Source organism: Anaeromicropila herbilytica, assembly GCF_016591975.1.
Taxonomy (GTDB): Bacteria; Bacillota; Clostridia; order Lachnospirales; family Lachnospiraceae; genus Anaeromicropila; species Anaeromicropila herbilytica.
This window is the reverse complement of sequence record NZ_AP024169.1, coordinates 867853-884511: the sequence shown is the minus strand read 5'-3', so window position 1 is coordinate 884511 and position 16659 is coordinate 867853. Positions and strand designations below refer to the sequence as shown.

The following is a 16659-nucleotide window of genomic DNA, read 5'->3' as shown; positions in this document are numbered from 1 at the left end:
CTTGGAGCGATATATTTTGGATACAAAACCCTAAAAAAAGGCAACAAAAAAAATGCCGGTTGCACCACTTGCTCCATATAGCCCAAAGTGCCCAGATATTGACTATATTTCAACGCATCATTTTATTTGTGATCTATTCAGTTGACATTTGTAATCGTTACCAATTATTAGTATATATCGGCATATCTCTGTGTATATTTATACCAGTTTAGACATTTTTCTACATTTAAATATACTCTTTACCATTAGCATCTTTACTCATATTTATTTGCATAACGTTTATTTACGTGATTATTTAACATTTATTTGATGTTCTTATTTGATATTTATTTAACGGCTGTAAGTAGTTATTTGAAATTGGTTACTCCGTCACTTTCAAAGTATCTCCCTTTGTTGTACTCCGGTAATCTGACTGATATAATTGATGCTCTATGGTAAGGTAGACTTTTTTCACTCCGTAATAATTGCCTAACGTATTGGTAATGCACTGTAGGATCAGTGATTCTTGCTCTTTACTCTTCATTTCTTTTACGATATCTTTTGTAAAGTCGACATACACAATTTGGTCTGTTCCCAGATATAAAGAATTTATTCTCGTTGTCTTTGCTATGAGAGGAAGATGCTTTCCGGTAGCTTCTTTTTTCATTTCCTTCTCAAGGATTGTACGAGTAACATCATTGGTATAAAAAGATACTATTTTTTCTTTTCTATATATTTTGTTATCACTCGTTGGATAATAGAATAGAATGGTTTGTTTCCATGGAGATTTTTCTTTTCTCTCACTTAATGTTGAGGTTACTAACATATCTCCTATCCTTGTGATTCGCTTCACAAGCCCAATTTTTTTTACATAATACTCTTTCGTTGTACTTTCTTGCTTTTCAGTATTACGATCTGTTGCATTCCCATTTTCAGTATCATTTTCAATAGTGGTCACTTCAATTGCTTGATACTTGCCTAATGGTGTATCAACCTTGGCCTGAGTATCCGATATATACCGTTTCCTTCCATCTGGAAGTACCCATTTGGTTCCAACTTTCAGCGGTTCCATTAATAAGATTTCTGCTTTGGTACTTGATATACTTTTACCTCTCAGATACTGATTGATCAGATTATCCCGATAATAACATTCATTCTTCGTAAGTAGTACAGATAACTCTCCTTGCTGAATCTGAATTACTTGCACAGTCTCGGTTCCTCCATTATTCGTTCTTATCTGAATACAATTGTTCACTTCATCGATAAAATCAATATTTCTCTGAAAGGGAGCATACTCATTCCCTTCTCCTTGGTATCGATATTGTGTATTTGGTACAACAGGATAATAGTCTGCTATAACTCCTAGCTTTGTATCTTTCTCCGACTCTGATGGTTGATTCGTAGATTGATTGGTTTCCACTGGAGAACTTGTTGGAGTTGCTACCGTGGTCTTCTCATTTTGTTCATTTGGTTCATTTTTGTTATTTTCTTGTGACTGCTTAACACTATTCTTGCTACATCCCATGAATAATATAATCATACAAAGTATACTAGTTTTCCATATATATCTTTTCACCTTAATACCATACCTTTCACATTCTACTTTTTTCTATAGTATGGCTAAATATAGAAAAGATAGACAATGTAAAATAATTTTCACTCTTTGTGGAATACTAAGTACGTGAAAAAATGCTCTTTCATATCGCAATAATTGAAAGAGCGTAGATTATATGCCAAAGAAGGGAGAACAATTATGGATAATAACAAAAATCGAATGAAGGACCGAGAGAAAAGCAATGCCACTTTACGCAAGATGGAACCTAAAAGTAATGCAGATGTAGGAATGGTAAATGGCCAGAAACTTGGTGTTCATGAATCTAAGCATGAAAAAAGTAGATCCTTGTAATGTAAGGAATTCAATTTTATTTATGTTGATTCAAATTTATATATGATGAAACGCAAAATAATAGCTTAGGATTTTTTCCTAAGCTATTATTTGCATTTGTCTACAGTGTCTTCACTATTACTCCAATGCTTTTGTTATTCATTATAATCATCATATTCTTCTTCCTCATCTTCACCAGAATCTCTATCACCTTCGTCATATTTTCTTTCTTTATCAAAAGTAAGTTCTTTCGAGAATTCCGTGGATAATCTAGTTTGAAATTGTCTGGCATCTCCATTATCACTAATCCCTTGCCTATTCTTGACTGCTTTCATTATAAGATATGCTACTGAATATAGAACCGTAATCGCAATACCTGCAATGAATCCATACGTTTGTCCACCAATGAAAGGCATACTAAACATTGCAATAATTAGGCATACCAATACAAATAACGAAGAGTAAGGAAATGCTCCTAGTCTGCATTTTCCTTCTGGGCATCCATTTGCTTTACGAAAACGAATATGAGATGCCACGATAACTGCATAGGTAAATAATACAGCAAATCCTCCCGAACTAACTAAGAATAGATATACACTAGGAAGCAATAATCCAAACCACAGTCCTAAAAGCATTGCTACACCAGTAAATAGTATTCCTTTACGTGGAATATCCGTTGTATCATCTAGCCACTTAGGTGCCTGTCCAGCATCTGCAAGAGTTCTAATCATTCTACCAAGACCGAACATTGCAGCTAACATAGTAGATAGAATGGCTGTTATAAGCACAAAATTGATTATCGTTCCTGCCCAACCCATACCCCAACGATTGAGTGCCGCAACAAAAGGACTGGTTCTCTCATTTAATATAGATGTTGGAGTTAAAAATAGTAATAACCCAATCGCAATAATGTAGATGGATACAAGTAATACTACGGTATAATTAATTGCCTTTGGAACTGTCTCTTGTGGATTCTCAGTCTCAGATGCTGCTAATCCAATAATCTCAAATCCTGAATATGCAAACATTACAATTAATAAGCTTCCTGCAAATCCACCAAGACCACCAGGTGCAAAAGATTCTGTTGCCACTTGGCTTACACCTGCTGCCCTAGTTCCTGGTATTAAACCAACAATTAACAACACTGCGAGAACAATAAATGCTACAACAGCTACCACTTTAATAATCGCTAGTCCACTCTCTAACTTACTTAACTTATCTGCACCCAATAAATTAAGTAAAGTTACCCCAACGATTATGACACTACCAAGAACAGCAATTGATATTCCTGGAAACCATTCACGTATCAGTATTGATACTGCAGTCGCTTCGCTTGACATTGCAAGTGACATACCTGTCCAATATACCCATCCAACAACAAAGCCTAAACCAGGACCATATGCGTCAGAAGCATAGGTCTGAAATGATCCCGCTGTCGGCTTGGATACTGTCATTTCGGACAATGCATATAGAATAAAATATACTAAGATTCCGCCTAATATAAAAGATAATAAAACAGATGGACCGGTAGCATTAATAACTACAGCCGAACCAAGAAAAAAGGACCCTCCGATAACCGTACCTACTGCCATCATAGTGAGTTGCCATGCGGATAATCCTTTTTCTTTTCCATGAATATTTTCACTTTTCATCGAAACACATCCTTATTTTATTAAAATATGATATCTATTATTTATTTTAAAAATAAATATCTTCCAAACTATTATTCCTATATCTTAATAAAATATCCATCCTTAGAAATTAATTAAATTCATATTGTATATTTTCCCAAAAACATTTAAACATAGAAAAACCCGCCAATATGACGGGTCCTAATCAACTTATTAATACTTCTATTGTTATCGTTTTATTATCTTCCACAACAATGCTTGTATTTTTTACCACTGCCACATGGACATGGTTCATTTCTACCTATTTTATTCTCCCTTACATATGGAACATTTTGAGTTACAATTCCCTGATTATAATCGTTGTATAATTCGGTTGGTTTATATCCTCTATTGTTCCATACTCTAGTGTTGTTCTGCCAATCAATATATAACTTCATAAATACATTTGCATCATTCGAATCATCAAAAGTCACTTGATATTCTTCCATAAAATTAATAACTTCACTTGGAAGAGCAGATAATACACATATTGTTTCCAAATCATAAAGTAAATTGTCTAATTCTACTTCACTCTTCACTTTTTTACTTAGATAATTCTTGATTGCTATATATTGTTCGGAATCAATATCCACTAATTCCTGCATATATATTTCAAGATCCTCTTTGCTTGGCATATAGTAAGGTTTATGTATAACATCATTTAACAGATCCTGATATTCTTCTTTATTCTCAAATCCTTCATTGATAATATAGTTATCATCCATCCAGCAAAAACTATAACGTTCTTTCACTTTATCAAAAAATTCAACAAATGCATCGTAGCTTAATTGCTCTTCATGATATTTGTTCCATACCGTTAGGTATTGATCTATCTCATAGATTCCATACATGTTATTTAATGCCATTAGAAATCCTAGCATCTCTTGATTCTTATTCGTTTCTATTACTTTATCTTTATCAGATAAGAATTCAACCATATATTTTTTTATCTGCTCTGGTACGACAACACAGATGCTATCTTCATTCTTTATGTTAAATAGATATACCCATCCTTGATAACGATATCTTAGTAGACTTGTGATTGTCTTAAGTTCTGTATCCGTTTCTTTATCTGAACATACATCCATTAATTTTTCTAGTTCGCTAGTATCTTCATACATAATCTCTTCTGACAAAGTCTCAAGAATACGTTCCGATATTATATCGATGATTTCCTCTTTCTTCTTAGACATAAGCTTAGTCAGACCATAACGAACAGCGATATCCGCTAACTTTTGTTTCGTATAGAATCCAAGGCACTCTTTTAAATCACCAGAAGGCATTCCATTAATAAGTATCTCTTTCATAAGTTTCTGTTGTTCTTCATTTAATGCTGCTTGCATACAATACCTCTCTCTAAATATATTACTGCCTAAACAGTCACAGACTAAACAGTCTTTGACAATTCATCTGTGACTATTAAGTCATTTTTATCGTAGATTCATCTCTTTTTAATTCATGGACATCTTCTACGTATTATATATGTATTGATTCACTGCCAATCTACGACAGAATCCATCATCAAGTAAAAAGCCTATGAATTGCAATTCGCTCATAGACCTCATCTATTATATCAGTTTTATCTTCATCTGAAAAGAGTAGAATTCTAATCAAAAATCACGAGGTAATCAACTATATAGTAGATAAGCTTACTTTGTGAAATTTCTTTTTCCCACCGTTCCCCTAAATATGCTTCTACAATTGTAGTATTTTCCCATTCTTTTGATAACTCATCCCCATATAGTATTCAGTTTCATGCTTGTACTGTTTGCATCGTAAATATATTGAGTACATCACTACTACGTTGTATAATGTTCTTGTCGTAAAACTTTATTTTTTATGAACTAACAGATTTTAGAGTTTTATTCAAGAATGTTACTTTGAATACTTGAGTATGAAACGTATTCCAAGAATGAAACATTATTATTCTTTAATAGATATCTTATCAATGAAAGTAGGTGATTCATATAGATAGAAATCAGATGATTAGAGAAAAGCTCTCTTCCCTAATTGATCCAAAATACCAAGCTTTCACCAGTAATTTATTGCCTGGTGTCCCTAATGTTATGGGTGTTCGATTACCACTATTAAGAAAAATAGCAAAGGACCTTGCGAAAGGGGATTGGCAATCCTATCTTATAGATGCTTCTGACGATAGTTTTGAAGAGATTATGCTACAAGGGATGACCATCGGCTATATAAGTGCAGAACTTAAGGAACTATTACCTTACATCACCCAATTTGTAACTAAGATTGATAACTGGTCCGTATGTGATAGTTTCTGTAGTGGACTTAAGTTGCCTAAGCGCTATCCTAAGGAAATGTGGGATTATCTGCTTCCTTTCTTATCCGATTCAAGAGAGTATTCTATACGATTCGCTGTTGTTATGTTGCTCTTTTATTATATAGACGAAGAACATATTGATTCCATATTATCAATGCTGGATCAGATTAAGCATCCCGGTTACTATGTAAAAATGTCTGTTGCTTGGGCAATCTCTATCTGCTATGTTAACTACCCAGATCGTACTATGATCTACCTTAAGGATAACACCTTGGATAATGATACTTATAACAAAGCTTTGCAAAAGATAACAGAATCTCTGAAAGTAGATCCTGATACCAAACAAATAATTCGGAAAATGAAACGTAGATAAGGGAGTGTCCCTATGAACACTCCCTTATTACAAATTGATTATCTTATACGCTTCACATTCCGACTAATAATCTAGTCGGACGTAATCTTATATCGTTGAATCTAGAAAACTGCTAAGTAAACTGTTAAATCCACCAGAGCCATAGCTGGAGCTACCTAAAAGACTACTATATCCGCCTAAGTTATTATATCCTGATGATAAATAAGAATACATTGAGTTCTGCTCAGACATCGCTTCTACTGCATTAGCTTCCACATAGATACTCTTAACGGATGCGTTACCTGCAAATGAAGAAGCTCCTTGAAATACCTTTTCTAGATCTTCAACTTTCGAATTCTCTAGAGTCTTTTGATTGACCGCAAGGGTACCATCTTTTTGAACTGTAATTCCAATCGCATTAAGACTCTCTTTATTTGCAATCGCATTATTATGTAACTGATTCTTATATAGAATATTGCTACTACTTTGTCCTGTAATACTCATGTTGTGAAGCATGCCATTGTAGTCTTTAATAAAATTATTAATTTCATTCATTGCACCACTTTTATCCCCAGCTTCTGCTTTGGCAAAGACGGAATCTGCGCTTGTATTGGCTAACTTTTCGCTATGTTCTCTTACTCCAACTGCTGCATTTTTAGTTGCCGTATAAAGCGAATCGGTCTTCTTATAAGCGTTAAGCGTTGATTGATTTAACTTAGCTTTTGTAGATGCAGACATCCAATTATGCACCAATCCTGTTGAATTAGCATAAGGATTACTATATATACTTGATGATTTTGTTCCTTGCATAGCATCAAGCAATGACATTGGCGTGTATCCTGTTACTCTCATGTTTCATTTCTCCCTTCGTAGTTACATTTCTATGTATGATATTCCCTCATCTTCCCTGATGCAACATACATCCATGTAATTACTATATCGTAAGGCAGAATTAAAAATAAAGTCATTTGTAATGAAGCGTATCTATCTTGTAACGAAAATCCATTTCTTAGATTGGATTTGACATCCTAACATCACCCTTGTAACATAATTGTTAATTGAAATACATCCTCTTTCACTTCAATGAGAAGTTCACCAAAATATTTATCAGCACAATTACGAATATTCTTTATTCCCATTCCATGTATTCCTTGATCTGTTTTGGTGGTTGCAAGTTCCTTCTTATGATCTTGATATTTGATTGACCCATGAAAATTATTGTTTACTTCTATAAAGAACATTTTTCCTTTTTGATAAGCATTCAATGTAATAAAAGTATCATTTTTATCTATGCGTAATCTACGATTCATACAGGCTTCTAAGGCATTATCTAATGCATTATTTAATATAATGCTTAGGTCAAACGCGCTAATATTCAGATTCTTAGGATAGATAAGATTACTGGTAAATGTAATCTCATTCTCCTTCGCTTGCTGATATTTACGATTTAATACTACATCTATAATTGGATTCCCTGTTTTATATTTCATATCAAATTTATCAAGCGATGTATAGATGCCTTGCAAGTACTGATTTATTTCACTTTGGTATTCCCCATGATCTTCCTTTTCAAGGGATAATAATGCTTCTATCTCAAAGGTATAGTTTTTTAAATCATGCTTCATTCCACGAATTCCATCATACAATTGTTCCATATCCTCTATGTGTTTCTTCATATCACTCATTTGATTCTCATAGATCATACGAAGCTTTTTTTCCTCATGATATTCTACTAGCTCTTTTAATACCTTTGAACTAAGTACAATTGATATCAGACACAGCAGAATAATTGCGGGTACGATAAAATACATCTGTGCATTATTCGAATACAGATCATACATTTTACCATCTCTTTTAATAAATAAAATACTCCGAAGAAGGATAGCTAAGATAAGACCAACTAGACTTGGTATTGATAAAAATAATAATTCCTGATTCGCTAGCTGATTTTTTATGTAGGATAAATAATATTTATGTCGCTTTAATATGAACCACAATAGAAGACACATTCCAATAGAAAACATATTATTGAAAAGGAATTGATTGATCTCCAACAATCGTTGAAGGGAAGCAAAATTTTTAATAAACTTTCGTTCAAATAGAAATACTGCTAGATGAACCCACCGGTCCGTTACAATTATCATAATGGAATAAATGATAAATCTACATAGCTCCATAATTGAATAAAAAGTCAGTACTAGATACATTTTAACTAGATTTCTACCCTTCGTAAGAACTAACGTAAAGATTAGTGTAAAAAACAAACTCACTGCGAGCACAATAATACTTTGCCTACTACTCTCAATAATCATATCTTTCCCATACAACAATCTACGAACCGAACTTGCGCTATGAAGAAATACCTGTATCCCCATATATTGTAGAATCAGTACAATATGCGCATACTTCCACATTTTTTTTGACAATACATAATCTTTCATATAATAATAGAGTAGTAATCCTTCGATACTATATTCCACAATCTCTATGACCCGGTTTATGATCTCAACCATTCTTTAATCTCCATCTTTTAAATATCTCATATAGGTACCTACAAAATCTGAATATCGTTGTTTGGAAAGGTAAATATGATCTCCATTCTTTAACACGATATTCATTCGATCATAAGAATAGATCTCTGATAGATTAACCAAATACCCTCTATGACACCGATAGAAATTTTCTCCTAGTCGCAGCTCATATTCGTCCATTTTTCCATAAGTTTCGACTTGCTTATCTTTCATATGTAATACTATCTTTCTTCCATGATTCTCGGCATAATAGACCTTAGTTGGTTCTATCTTCTGAAATGTACTACCTGCCTTAATAAGAAATGCTTCTCCTGTCCTACTATCACCTCTTTGCTTAACAGCCTTTACAAATACTTCGAAGAATTTATTCTTTTCAATCGGTTTTATTAGAAAATGAAATGCTCCAACATCGAAGGCATCAAAGACATATTCTTTTAGTGCAGTAATAAAGATAATAACTGCATCCGAACTTTCTCTTATTTTCTTAGCAACTTCAATCCCATTTAAATGGTTCATTCCAATATCAAGAAGAATGACATCAAAAAGTACATTCTCCTCTATTAACTGTTCTCCTGATGAGTAGGAGTGAATGTTACACGACAAATTTTCAGATTTTATTATCTCATTTGTTAATCTTGTTATATATTCTAAAATTATGTCTTCATCATCACAGATTGCAATCTGCAGCATGTATTCAACACCTCCTACTTTTCTTTCGTATTTTTATATTACCTTTTCAAGCCTTATGTATTGAAAGGCACTATTTTAGTAATAAATCGTTATGCTTTCGTACTATTAGAAAACCAAATCCTGCACCACAAATACCTCCCACAATATGTGCAGAATGTGCGATTCCATCATTAGCACCTAAACCTCCTACAAACTCTCCTCCCAGATAAATAACCAAGACTAGTAAAAGTGTGATTGGAACTTTACCATCTACCATTCCTGCAGCAGAGGATAATACAATCATCATAAAGACGATTCCACTTGCTCCAAGTAGGACTACATTAGGATAAAATATGATATGAAATAGACCTGATACGGCAGCTGTTATTGCTATCATCTTAAGAAAAGTTTTTGATCCATACTTTTCTTCTAACATTGGTCCTAGTACTAAGAACAATAGCATATTGCTTGAATAATGATTGAGATTTGCATGGCCTAGCACATGACCAAATATCCTTATATAGCTAAGTGGATTAAGCAACGAAGATTGGTATACGCTAAACAATAAATTGGTTGTCACTCCCTTTGTCAGCATACCAAGAAGCAATGAGGCAAAGGATATTAGAGCGAAGGTAAGTGTTACTGGTGAATTATATTGGAGCCTTCCAACTACCTTTTTAATTTGTTCCATATTGTTCTTCCTTTCCAATTCTTTGATATTTTCAGTTAGTTGTGTAAGTTAATAGTATTCTATTTAAGATAGAACTATTTCATTTCATGAATGAATGTTAATATTCACATCTATATATTTTTCTATATATTTACCAATTATAACATAATATTTTGTATAAGCTATCTGATTTTACAATTTTCTTCATGGTTGTCTTTTTGTAAACTTACCTAACGTAGGAAATAAATATTGCATAATATTAGTTTCCCTAATTTACGCTTCGGCTTTATATTTATTTTCTTAGAAGTATAAAAAAAATATATAATCTCTGTAGTAATCAACTATTTCAGCTAATTTATATAGTTATAAATACCACTTCATAAAGTGATTGAATCTATTTACAGTAGCATATCCTATCGTACTACGCATCTAATATTTTTATATAAAATGTTCTATACTGCCATATAATGCAGATATTATTCGTCATATTCACCAATTTATTTTCCAATTATCAATATTTTCCTTGACTTTATTTATACAATGTGTATACTATATCTGTGGTTATTTATGCAAAATATACTATTTTAACTATATTTAAGGAGGGATTTATTTATGTTTTTTTTCGAATCACAACCACTCTCTAACTGGCTTATGTGGTTAGTTGTTTTTGTGGCATTGATTGCACTCAATGAATTTAGCCGTAGATCCAAGTGGGGAGGCGTTTTATTTTTCATGGTTCTACCAGTAATCTTAACAGTTGCTGTTTGGCCAAATACAACAAAAGGTACCAGTGTGAATGACTGGTTCCACTATGCTAAAGTATATTCATCACTAGCAGGATGTATCGGTTTCTGGTTAATTCGCCATGTAAAAGGTGCAAGTGCCAACAAATGGGCTTTATGTTTCCCACCTTTAATTCTTGCTATTAATATCTGTGAAGCAGTTGCCCGTGATTTCCAAATTGGTGGATTAGGTCTTCATAAAGATATCTTTGAAGGTATGGTTACTGTAAGCGGTTCATGGAATTATATGAATGGTATTGCAGGTATCTTAAATATCCTTACAATTACAGGTTGGTTTGGAATCTGTATTAGTAAGGATAAGAGTAAAGACATGTTATGGCCTGATATGCTTTGGTTCTGGATTGTAGCATATGATATTTGGAACTTCGCTTATACATATAACTGTTTACCAGATCATGCTTGGTATTGTGGTCTAGCTTTATTATTAGCACCAACTTTTGCTGCTTTCTTTATCAAGAAAGGTGCTTGGTTACAACATCGTGCTCAAACACTTGCAATTTGGTGTATGTTCGCAATGACTTGCCCTGGATTTATTGATGAATCTAGATTTGCAGTTCGTTCTTCTCATAATGAGACTGCATTATTTATCGTAAGTTTTGTAGCTTTAGCTGCTAATGTTGCTGTATTTATCTACTTTGCATATAAGATTGTTAAAACAAAACGTAATCCATATTTAGGAGAACTTTATACAGATCTTAAACAATACAAAGAAATCAAAGATTTAGCTGAATAATAAATATAATAAGTGTGCCTGCAAATCACACGAATATAGAAAGGGGGTACCGGTTATCGGTACCCCCTTTTCTGTATTCGCATCTATTACTAGGTTATCCTTTTTAATATCGTATATATAAATCTATTTACATTCCACCCATACTCTTCATGGTAAATAAACTTGGATCAATCATACCAAATATCATGGCAATATGGGCAACAACTAAGAAGATACCAACAAAGATTGCATGAATCTTCTGTTTTCCTATTTCATCTTGTCCTTTACCTATAAGTCCAACTTCAAGTAAGAACATCCCCATAAAAGGTACAATTCCCATTAAGTAGAATCCTACTGCAATGACATCTACAAAACCTCTCCAATCACCATTAGTAGTCAGTGGTATTACTGCAGTAGACATCAAATATACAAATACACCAAGGAAATATAGTCCCGCAAAGATTCCTGTTACCTTACTTACCTTCTTTGTTGTACCATTGAAGTTTCTTCCAAACAAAAGTATTAGCTCTGTTATAGCTAAAGTCTCAGCACAGATAACTGGTATTGCCATAAAGATAATTAAATTCCATGGTTGATTCGAAGCAAGTAGTTCCATATAGTGAGTCATTGAATTCATGAAATACCCTCCCATAATTTCTCTTTAAATAATATCATTGAATTATTATTGTTTACATTCACATTCTATATCACTTATATGGAGATATTATGGAGAGTAATGATTTAATTTCTCTATTTACTCAGTATATTTCATTAAGGCATTTATTATATCTGGATATGTAAATGTTAAAGTCTTTCGGTCTAACAATCCAAAATTCTCTCCCTCGCCAGCAAATGCATTATTATCCCACCAGCATGCAATCATTCCTCTAGCTCTTGCTGCTGCAATGTAATATGCAGAATATTCTACTCTTGATTGAAGGTTATTCTTTTTGTCCATTGCACCAAACTCTCCAATTACGACTGGTGTTCCTTTGCTTATGTATTTATTGTATAACCCATCCATAAAGGTATTTATATCTTTTTGGCTAACGCTAGAGGAAGCACTAAATTGATCTATACTTCCGCTTTCTTTCTGTGGCTGTAAAGCAAAATTATAAGGTGTGTAAGCATGTACCGAGACAATGATTTTGTTGTTATTTTCCTTACTATCCTTTGGAATAACAAAAGCGTCGTTTAGTGCTCCATCTGCTGAAGCACAATATCCTGGAACCATAAGATATCTTGTCTTGTTATTTCCAGCTGAAGCTCTTACTGTATCAACAAATACTTGGTTCAATTGATTAATGCAATCAACAGCTTCTTTACAGTTTGCTTTTGTCATATCTAGCCACCATTCATTCTCAGTCCCCACCAAGCGTGGTTCATTAATGGATTCTAGTATTAGTTTATCATCATATTTGTTAAACCTTTCAGCTAATTGCTTCCATATAGATTTCACATATAGAGTAGAATTCTTTAAATGTTTGTTATCTGGATAATAATACTTTTCCGAGATATCATGATGAATATTTAAGATAACATACATGTCCTGATCAATTGCATAATCTACTACTTCTTGAACTCGATTTAGCCATGCTTCACTTATTTTATAATCTATACCTGATACATGGTTGTGCCAGGATACTGGAATTCTTACGGTTTTAAATCCAGCTTCTTTTAGTTTAGTTATCATTTCTTTACTCGTTTTTACTCCACACCATGAAGATTCATATTGAAGTTCATCCGTTAGCGTATTTTCTTCGGAATTCGCGTCTAAAGTATTACCAAGATTCCAACCTATTTTCATATCGGATACGAATTTTAGGGCATCGTTTTCTGGTATTTGATAAGATGCTATCTCTACCTGTGGAATTGTTATATTATTAGTAGTTTGACTATTTGTATCCCCCATTTTACCATCCTTATCTGTGGTATCTTTATCCTCTACATCCTTTTTTACCGTATCATCCGATGTTTCTTTAGTCTTTTCATTCGATGTATCTGATGTGCCATCATTTTTAGAACAGCCCGTTCCCAAAGCAAAGGTTAGTATTATCATAATAATAAATAGTGTGATTTTAGAATGTTTCGCTTTCCCCATAAAGTCCTTCTCCTATTTTTCTTATTTATTTACTGTTATCGTGTTCATAGCATAAAATGTAAGATCTGAATACTTGATATCCTTTCCTTTGCATATCAATCTTTTCTCTACACCTGGCATTAGATCCATCGCATTGTCTAAGAATTCCACATCTTTATCTGAATCTGCAAAAAGCATCCACACATATTGATCGGATATCAACTTCACTTCAATACAATCATCCCCTAATTGTACAATATCATATTCAATATTTGCTTTTGGTACTTCTACTTTGTCATATGGAGCGAAGAAATAATGGTTTTCATGAATAATTTTGTTATCCTCTATAATAGTTGCAACTAATACCACTTTTTCTGGTTTAAAATCATGATTTGCAATTGGTACCATCATTACCTTTTCAGAACAGTTTGCTTTTACTTCAATAGAACTCTTACCTTCTCCTAATATTGTTCCATCAAAATACATCCACTGATATACAACATCAATCTGTTTCGCCTCTCTGTAATCATTGATTACCCAGATTGCTATATCTTCTGGTGAATTCCTAAAATATGCCTTATATTCTTTCTTTCCAACCGAATTCTGAGTTTCATATCCCTCAAATGCAATTTTTAAAGGGTGTTGTGATTGTTTTAAATAATAATACACTGGACGTTTTCTAAGATAATAATCTACTAATGCCCAATTATGTATTCCTAGTGAATCGGAAAGTGTCCAAAATAATACCCCAGAACATACAAACTTACGTCTTTGCAATTCATCATAAATATGTCTTGTTAATTCTGCTTGAAGCAATTGACTAAGATATATAAATCGTTCCATGGAATACTGCTTATGATCCCCAAAATAGACATCTATCATATTACTAAGGATTCGATTATCCTGAGAAGTATTTGAATGTAGCATCCACTCCTTCGAATCTGGATTACGTCCCTCCTCTGAGATACACTGCTTAGTAGAGGATACATTCATTGCTCCTGCGATTCCATATTCACTTAAGAACTTGATATTAAAGTCCGTATATCTCCATAGATCCATAAAATGCTCATAATTAGGTCTATGTGTAAAATGCCAGATATGTTGATCTCCTTCATCAATTCCAGCTGGATCATCTTCTCTTCCATAAGGGCTACTTTCTCTATATATTACATTTTTACAATACTTCTCTACCGCAGATGGCAATAGCTCTTTATATATCTTTGCACCATAGAATGGCATGTCTGGATTAGAGCCTTTCACATTCAGATACATTTCCTGAATCTCATTATTTCCTGACCATCCAATGACAGAAGTGTGATTTCTTGTCCTTAATAGTGCCTGTCTTACTTCTTCGGTAATACTTTCATGATATTCTTCATCAAAATCAGGGTAGAATCCGCATGCGAACATAAAATCATGCCATATCATAATACCTTCTTCATCACATTTACGGATAAATGTTTCACTTTCATAAATACCGCCTCCCCATACACGAAGCATATTCATGTTACATTCTTTCGCCATGTCTATGATCTTTATTGTCTTTGCATCCGTAATCTTTCCTGGAAGACAGTCAAGAGGTACATGGTTAGCACCTTTACAGAAGATTGGAGTATCATTGATCACAAAGGTAAATCCATGTTCTTTTTCATTTAATTCTTTTTCTTCAATCTCTACTTTTCGAATTCCATGCTTGATACTCGTAGCATCTATCTTATTACCTTCTAGGTCTCGTAACGTTACCTCAATATCGTATAGATATGGATTACCTGATAGATTTGGCCACCATAGCTGCACTTGTTCCATATCTATCACCATATGATTTATCCCGATATTACATGGAATTAAGGCTGAACCAACTTCTCTTCTTTCCTCAAATCGATTATCAGAGTAGATAGAACATTCTAATTGATAACTTTGTATACTTTCTAGATTATGTTTACTGTTAACAGATCCAACTGTTACATCCAATTGAAGTGTGAGGTTCATCCCATCTTCAACTATTTGATTTCCAAATTCCTCATATATGAATGTATCTTCTATGTATGCACTTTCGTATTCCTTTAACATAACATCTTTCCATATTCCACAACTTGGAAGCCATATCGTCCAATCCCATCCGTACACGTATTGCGGTTTTCTCATCCATGCGCGGTAAGGCTCTGTATTATTCCACATTAGGCCCATTTTCTCCAATGGTTTATCTTTTACTGCTTCTAGACCTTGATCAATTCTTACGACTAATACGTTGATTCCCTCTTTTAATTTATTGGTAACATCGCAGACTTTACTTGAAAATGCATTCTCGTGTCTACCAAGGTATTGATCATTTAACCAGATATCTGCTGATAAATCTAATCCTTCAAATTCTAATTCAAATCGTTTTCCATCCTCTAAATTTGTTGACATAGTTACTGCAGGATCTTCTGATTTTTGACTATCTATCATAAATTCTTTCTTATACCAGAATTCCTGTTCTTCTACCCACTTACATTTCTCACTGTTACAATATATAGAAGGTTCTTCGATTACTTTATGAGATACCAATGCCTCATGAACATCTCCTGGTACTTTACAATTAATTGTATCTTCCCATGTAACCTCCTCATATTTTTTCTCTCCTACCATGTTCCATACTAATTGCCATTGCCCATTTAAACTATATTCCTTCTTCATTTTGTCATTTCACCCATTCTTATTATAGTTTTGTTCGTGATTATTCAGCTATTTAACCCATTAACTGAATAATTCATAATTAATATTATATATTTAGTTAGTATGCCAAAACTGTCTAGATTAGGCATTCCTACCATAATTATATAGAATTTACTCCCTAAAATCTTACTTTTTTTTGATATCTCATTACACTATATTGATGTAGTTATATTAATAGAAATTCACTATTAATATTCTGTTCACAATACTATATACTAAAAAAATAACGTCTATGGAACTGGATCATATAATCCTTCCAATGACGTTATTCGTTGAATATTTTACAATTTATTACAGATTCTTGTATTA

At 33.2% G+C, this 16659-nt stretch carries 13 protein-coding genes and 1 riboswitch; of the genes, 3 read left to right on the top strand and 10 right to left on the bottom strand.

Features of this window, described 5'->3' with window-relative positions; genetic code table 11:
• Positions 1–44 precede the first annotated feature (44 nt).
• A riboswitch (cyclic di-GMP riboswitch) is annotated at positions 45–129 on the bottom strand.
• A gap of 232 nt (positions 130–361) precedes the next feature.
• Positions 362–1555: a GerMN domain-containing protein gene (locus bsdtb5_RS03705; RefSeq protein WP_271714708.1), complete on the bottom strand. Its 1194-nt coding sequence runs from the start codon at positions 1553–1555 to the stop codon at positions 362–364.
• 177 nt (positions 1556–1732) lie between these two features.
• Here bsdtb5_RS03705 and bsdtb5_RS03700 point away from each other — a divergent pair, with 177 nt between their 5' ends.
• The gene (locus tag bsdtb5_RS03700) at positions 1733–1885 is read left to right on the top strand and encodes a hypothetical protein (RefSeq protein ID WP_271714707.1); all 153 of its coding nucleotides are present in this window, start codon (positions 1733–1735) and stop codon (positions 1883–1885) included.
• A gap of 134 nt (positions 1886–2019) precedes the next feature.
• Here bsdtb5_RS03700 and bsdtb5_RS03695 read toward each other — a convergent pair whose 3' ends face one another.
• Positions 2020–3516, bottom strand: a complete 1497-nt coding sequence (locus bsdtb5_RS03695; RefSeq protein WP_330611926.1) for an amino acid permease — start codon at positions 3514–3516, stop codon at positions 2020–2022.
• A gap of 218 nt (positions 3517–3734) precedes the next feature.
• Positions 3735–4877, bottom strand: coding sequence for an SEC-C metal-binding domain-containing protein (locus bsdtb5_RS03690; RefSeq protein WP_271714706.1), 1143 nt, complete (start codon positions 4875–4877; stop codon positions 3735–3737).
• A 639-nt stretch (positions 4878–5516) separates the two neighbouring features.
• Here bsdtb5_RS03690 and bsdtb5_RS03685 point away from each other — a divergent pair.
• Positions 5517–6191 carry a DNA alkylation repair protein gene (locus bsdtb5_RS03685; RefSeq protein ID WP_271714705.1) on the top strand — a complete coding sequence of 225 codons (675 nt, stop codon included), beginning with the start codon at positions 5517–5519 and terminating at the stop codon, positions 6189–6191.
• An 87-nt stretch (positions 6192–6278) separates the two neighbouring features.
• On the opposite strand, the gene bsdtb5_RS03680 is transcribed toward bsdtb5_RS03685, so the two are convergent.
• The 4 genes from bsdtb5_RS03680 to bsdtb5_RS03665 form a co-directional block, all read right to left on the bottom strand.
• Entirely contained in the window at positions 6279–7022 is a 744-nt protein-coding gene (locus tag bsdtb5_RS03680) for a hypothetical protein (RefSeq protein ID WP_271714704.1), read from the bottom strand.
• Positions 7023–7204: 182 nt separating this feature from the next.
• Positions 7205–8683: an ATP-binding protein gene (locus bsdtb5_RS03675; protein ID WP_271714703.1), complete on the bottom strand. Its 1479-nt coding sequence runs from the start codon at positions 8681–8683 to the stop codon at positions 7205–7207.
• Between the two features lie 3 nt (positions 8684–8686).
• Entirely contained in the window at positions 8687–9391 is a 705-nt protein-coding gene (locus tag bsdtb5_RS03670) for a LytR/AlgR family response regulator transcription factor (RefSeq protein ID WP_271714702.1), read from the bottom strand.
• A 70-nt stretch (positions 9392–9461) separates the two neighbouring features.
• Positions 9462–10061: a rhomboid family intramembrane serine protease gene (locus bsdtb5_RS03665; protein ID WP_271714701.1), complete on the bottom strand. Its 600-nt coding sequence runs from the start codon at positions 10059–10061 to the stop codon at positions 9462–9464.
• Positions 10062–10652: 591 nt separating this feature from the next.
• On the opposite strand from bsdtb5_RS03665, the gene bsdtb5_RS03660 reads away from it, so the two are divergent.
• Entirely contained in the window at positions 10653–11576 is a 924-nt protein-coding gene (locus bsdtb5_RS03660) for a DUF5692 family protein (RefSeq protein ID WP_271714700.1), read from the top strand.
• Positions 11577–11703: 127 nt separating this feature from the next.
• Here bsdtb5_RS03660 and bsdtb5_RS03655 read toward each other — a convergent pair whose 3' ends face one another.
• The 3 genes from bsdtb5_RS03655 to bsdtb5_RS03645 all read right to left on the bottom strand — a co-directional run bounded on the left by bsdtb5_RS03655 (position 11704) and on the right by bsdtb5_RS03645 (position 16311).
• The gene (locus tag bsdtb5_RS03655) at positions 11704–12192 is read right to left on the bottom strand and encodes a DUF6803 family protein (RefSeq protein WP_271714699.1); all 489 of its coding nucleotides are present in this window, start codon (positions 12190–12192) and stop codon (positions 11704–11706) included.
• Positions 12193–12309: 117 nt separating this feature from the next.
• Complete coding sequence (locus bsdtb5_RS03650; protein WP_271714698.1) at positions 12310–13656, bottom strand: glycoside hydrolase family 5 protein; 1347 nt, start codon at positions 13654–13656, stop codon at positions 12310–12312.
• A 21-nt stretch (positions 13657–13677) separates the two neighbouring features.
• The gene (locus bsdtb5_RS03645) at positions 13678–16311 is read right to left on the bottom strand and encodes a beta-mannosidase (RefSeq protein WP_271714697.1); all 2634 of its coding nucleotides are present in this window, start codon (positions 16309–16311) and stop codon (positions 13678–13680) included.
• Between the last annotated feature and the right edge of the window lie 348 nt (positions 16312–16659).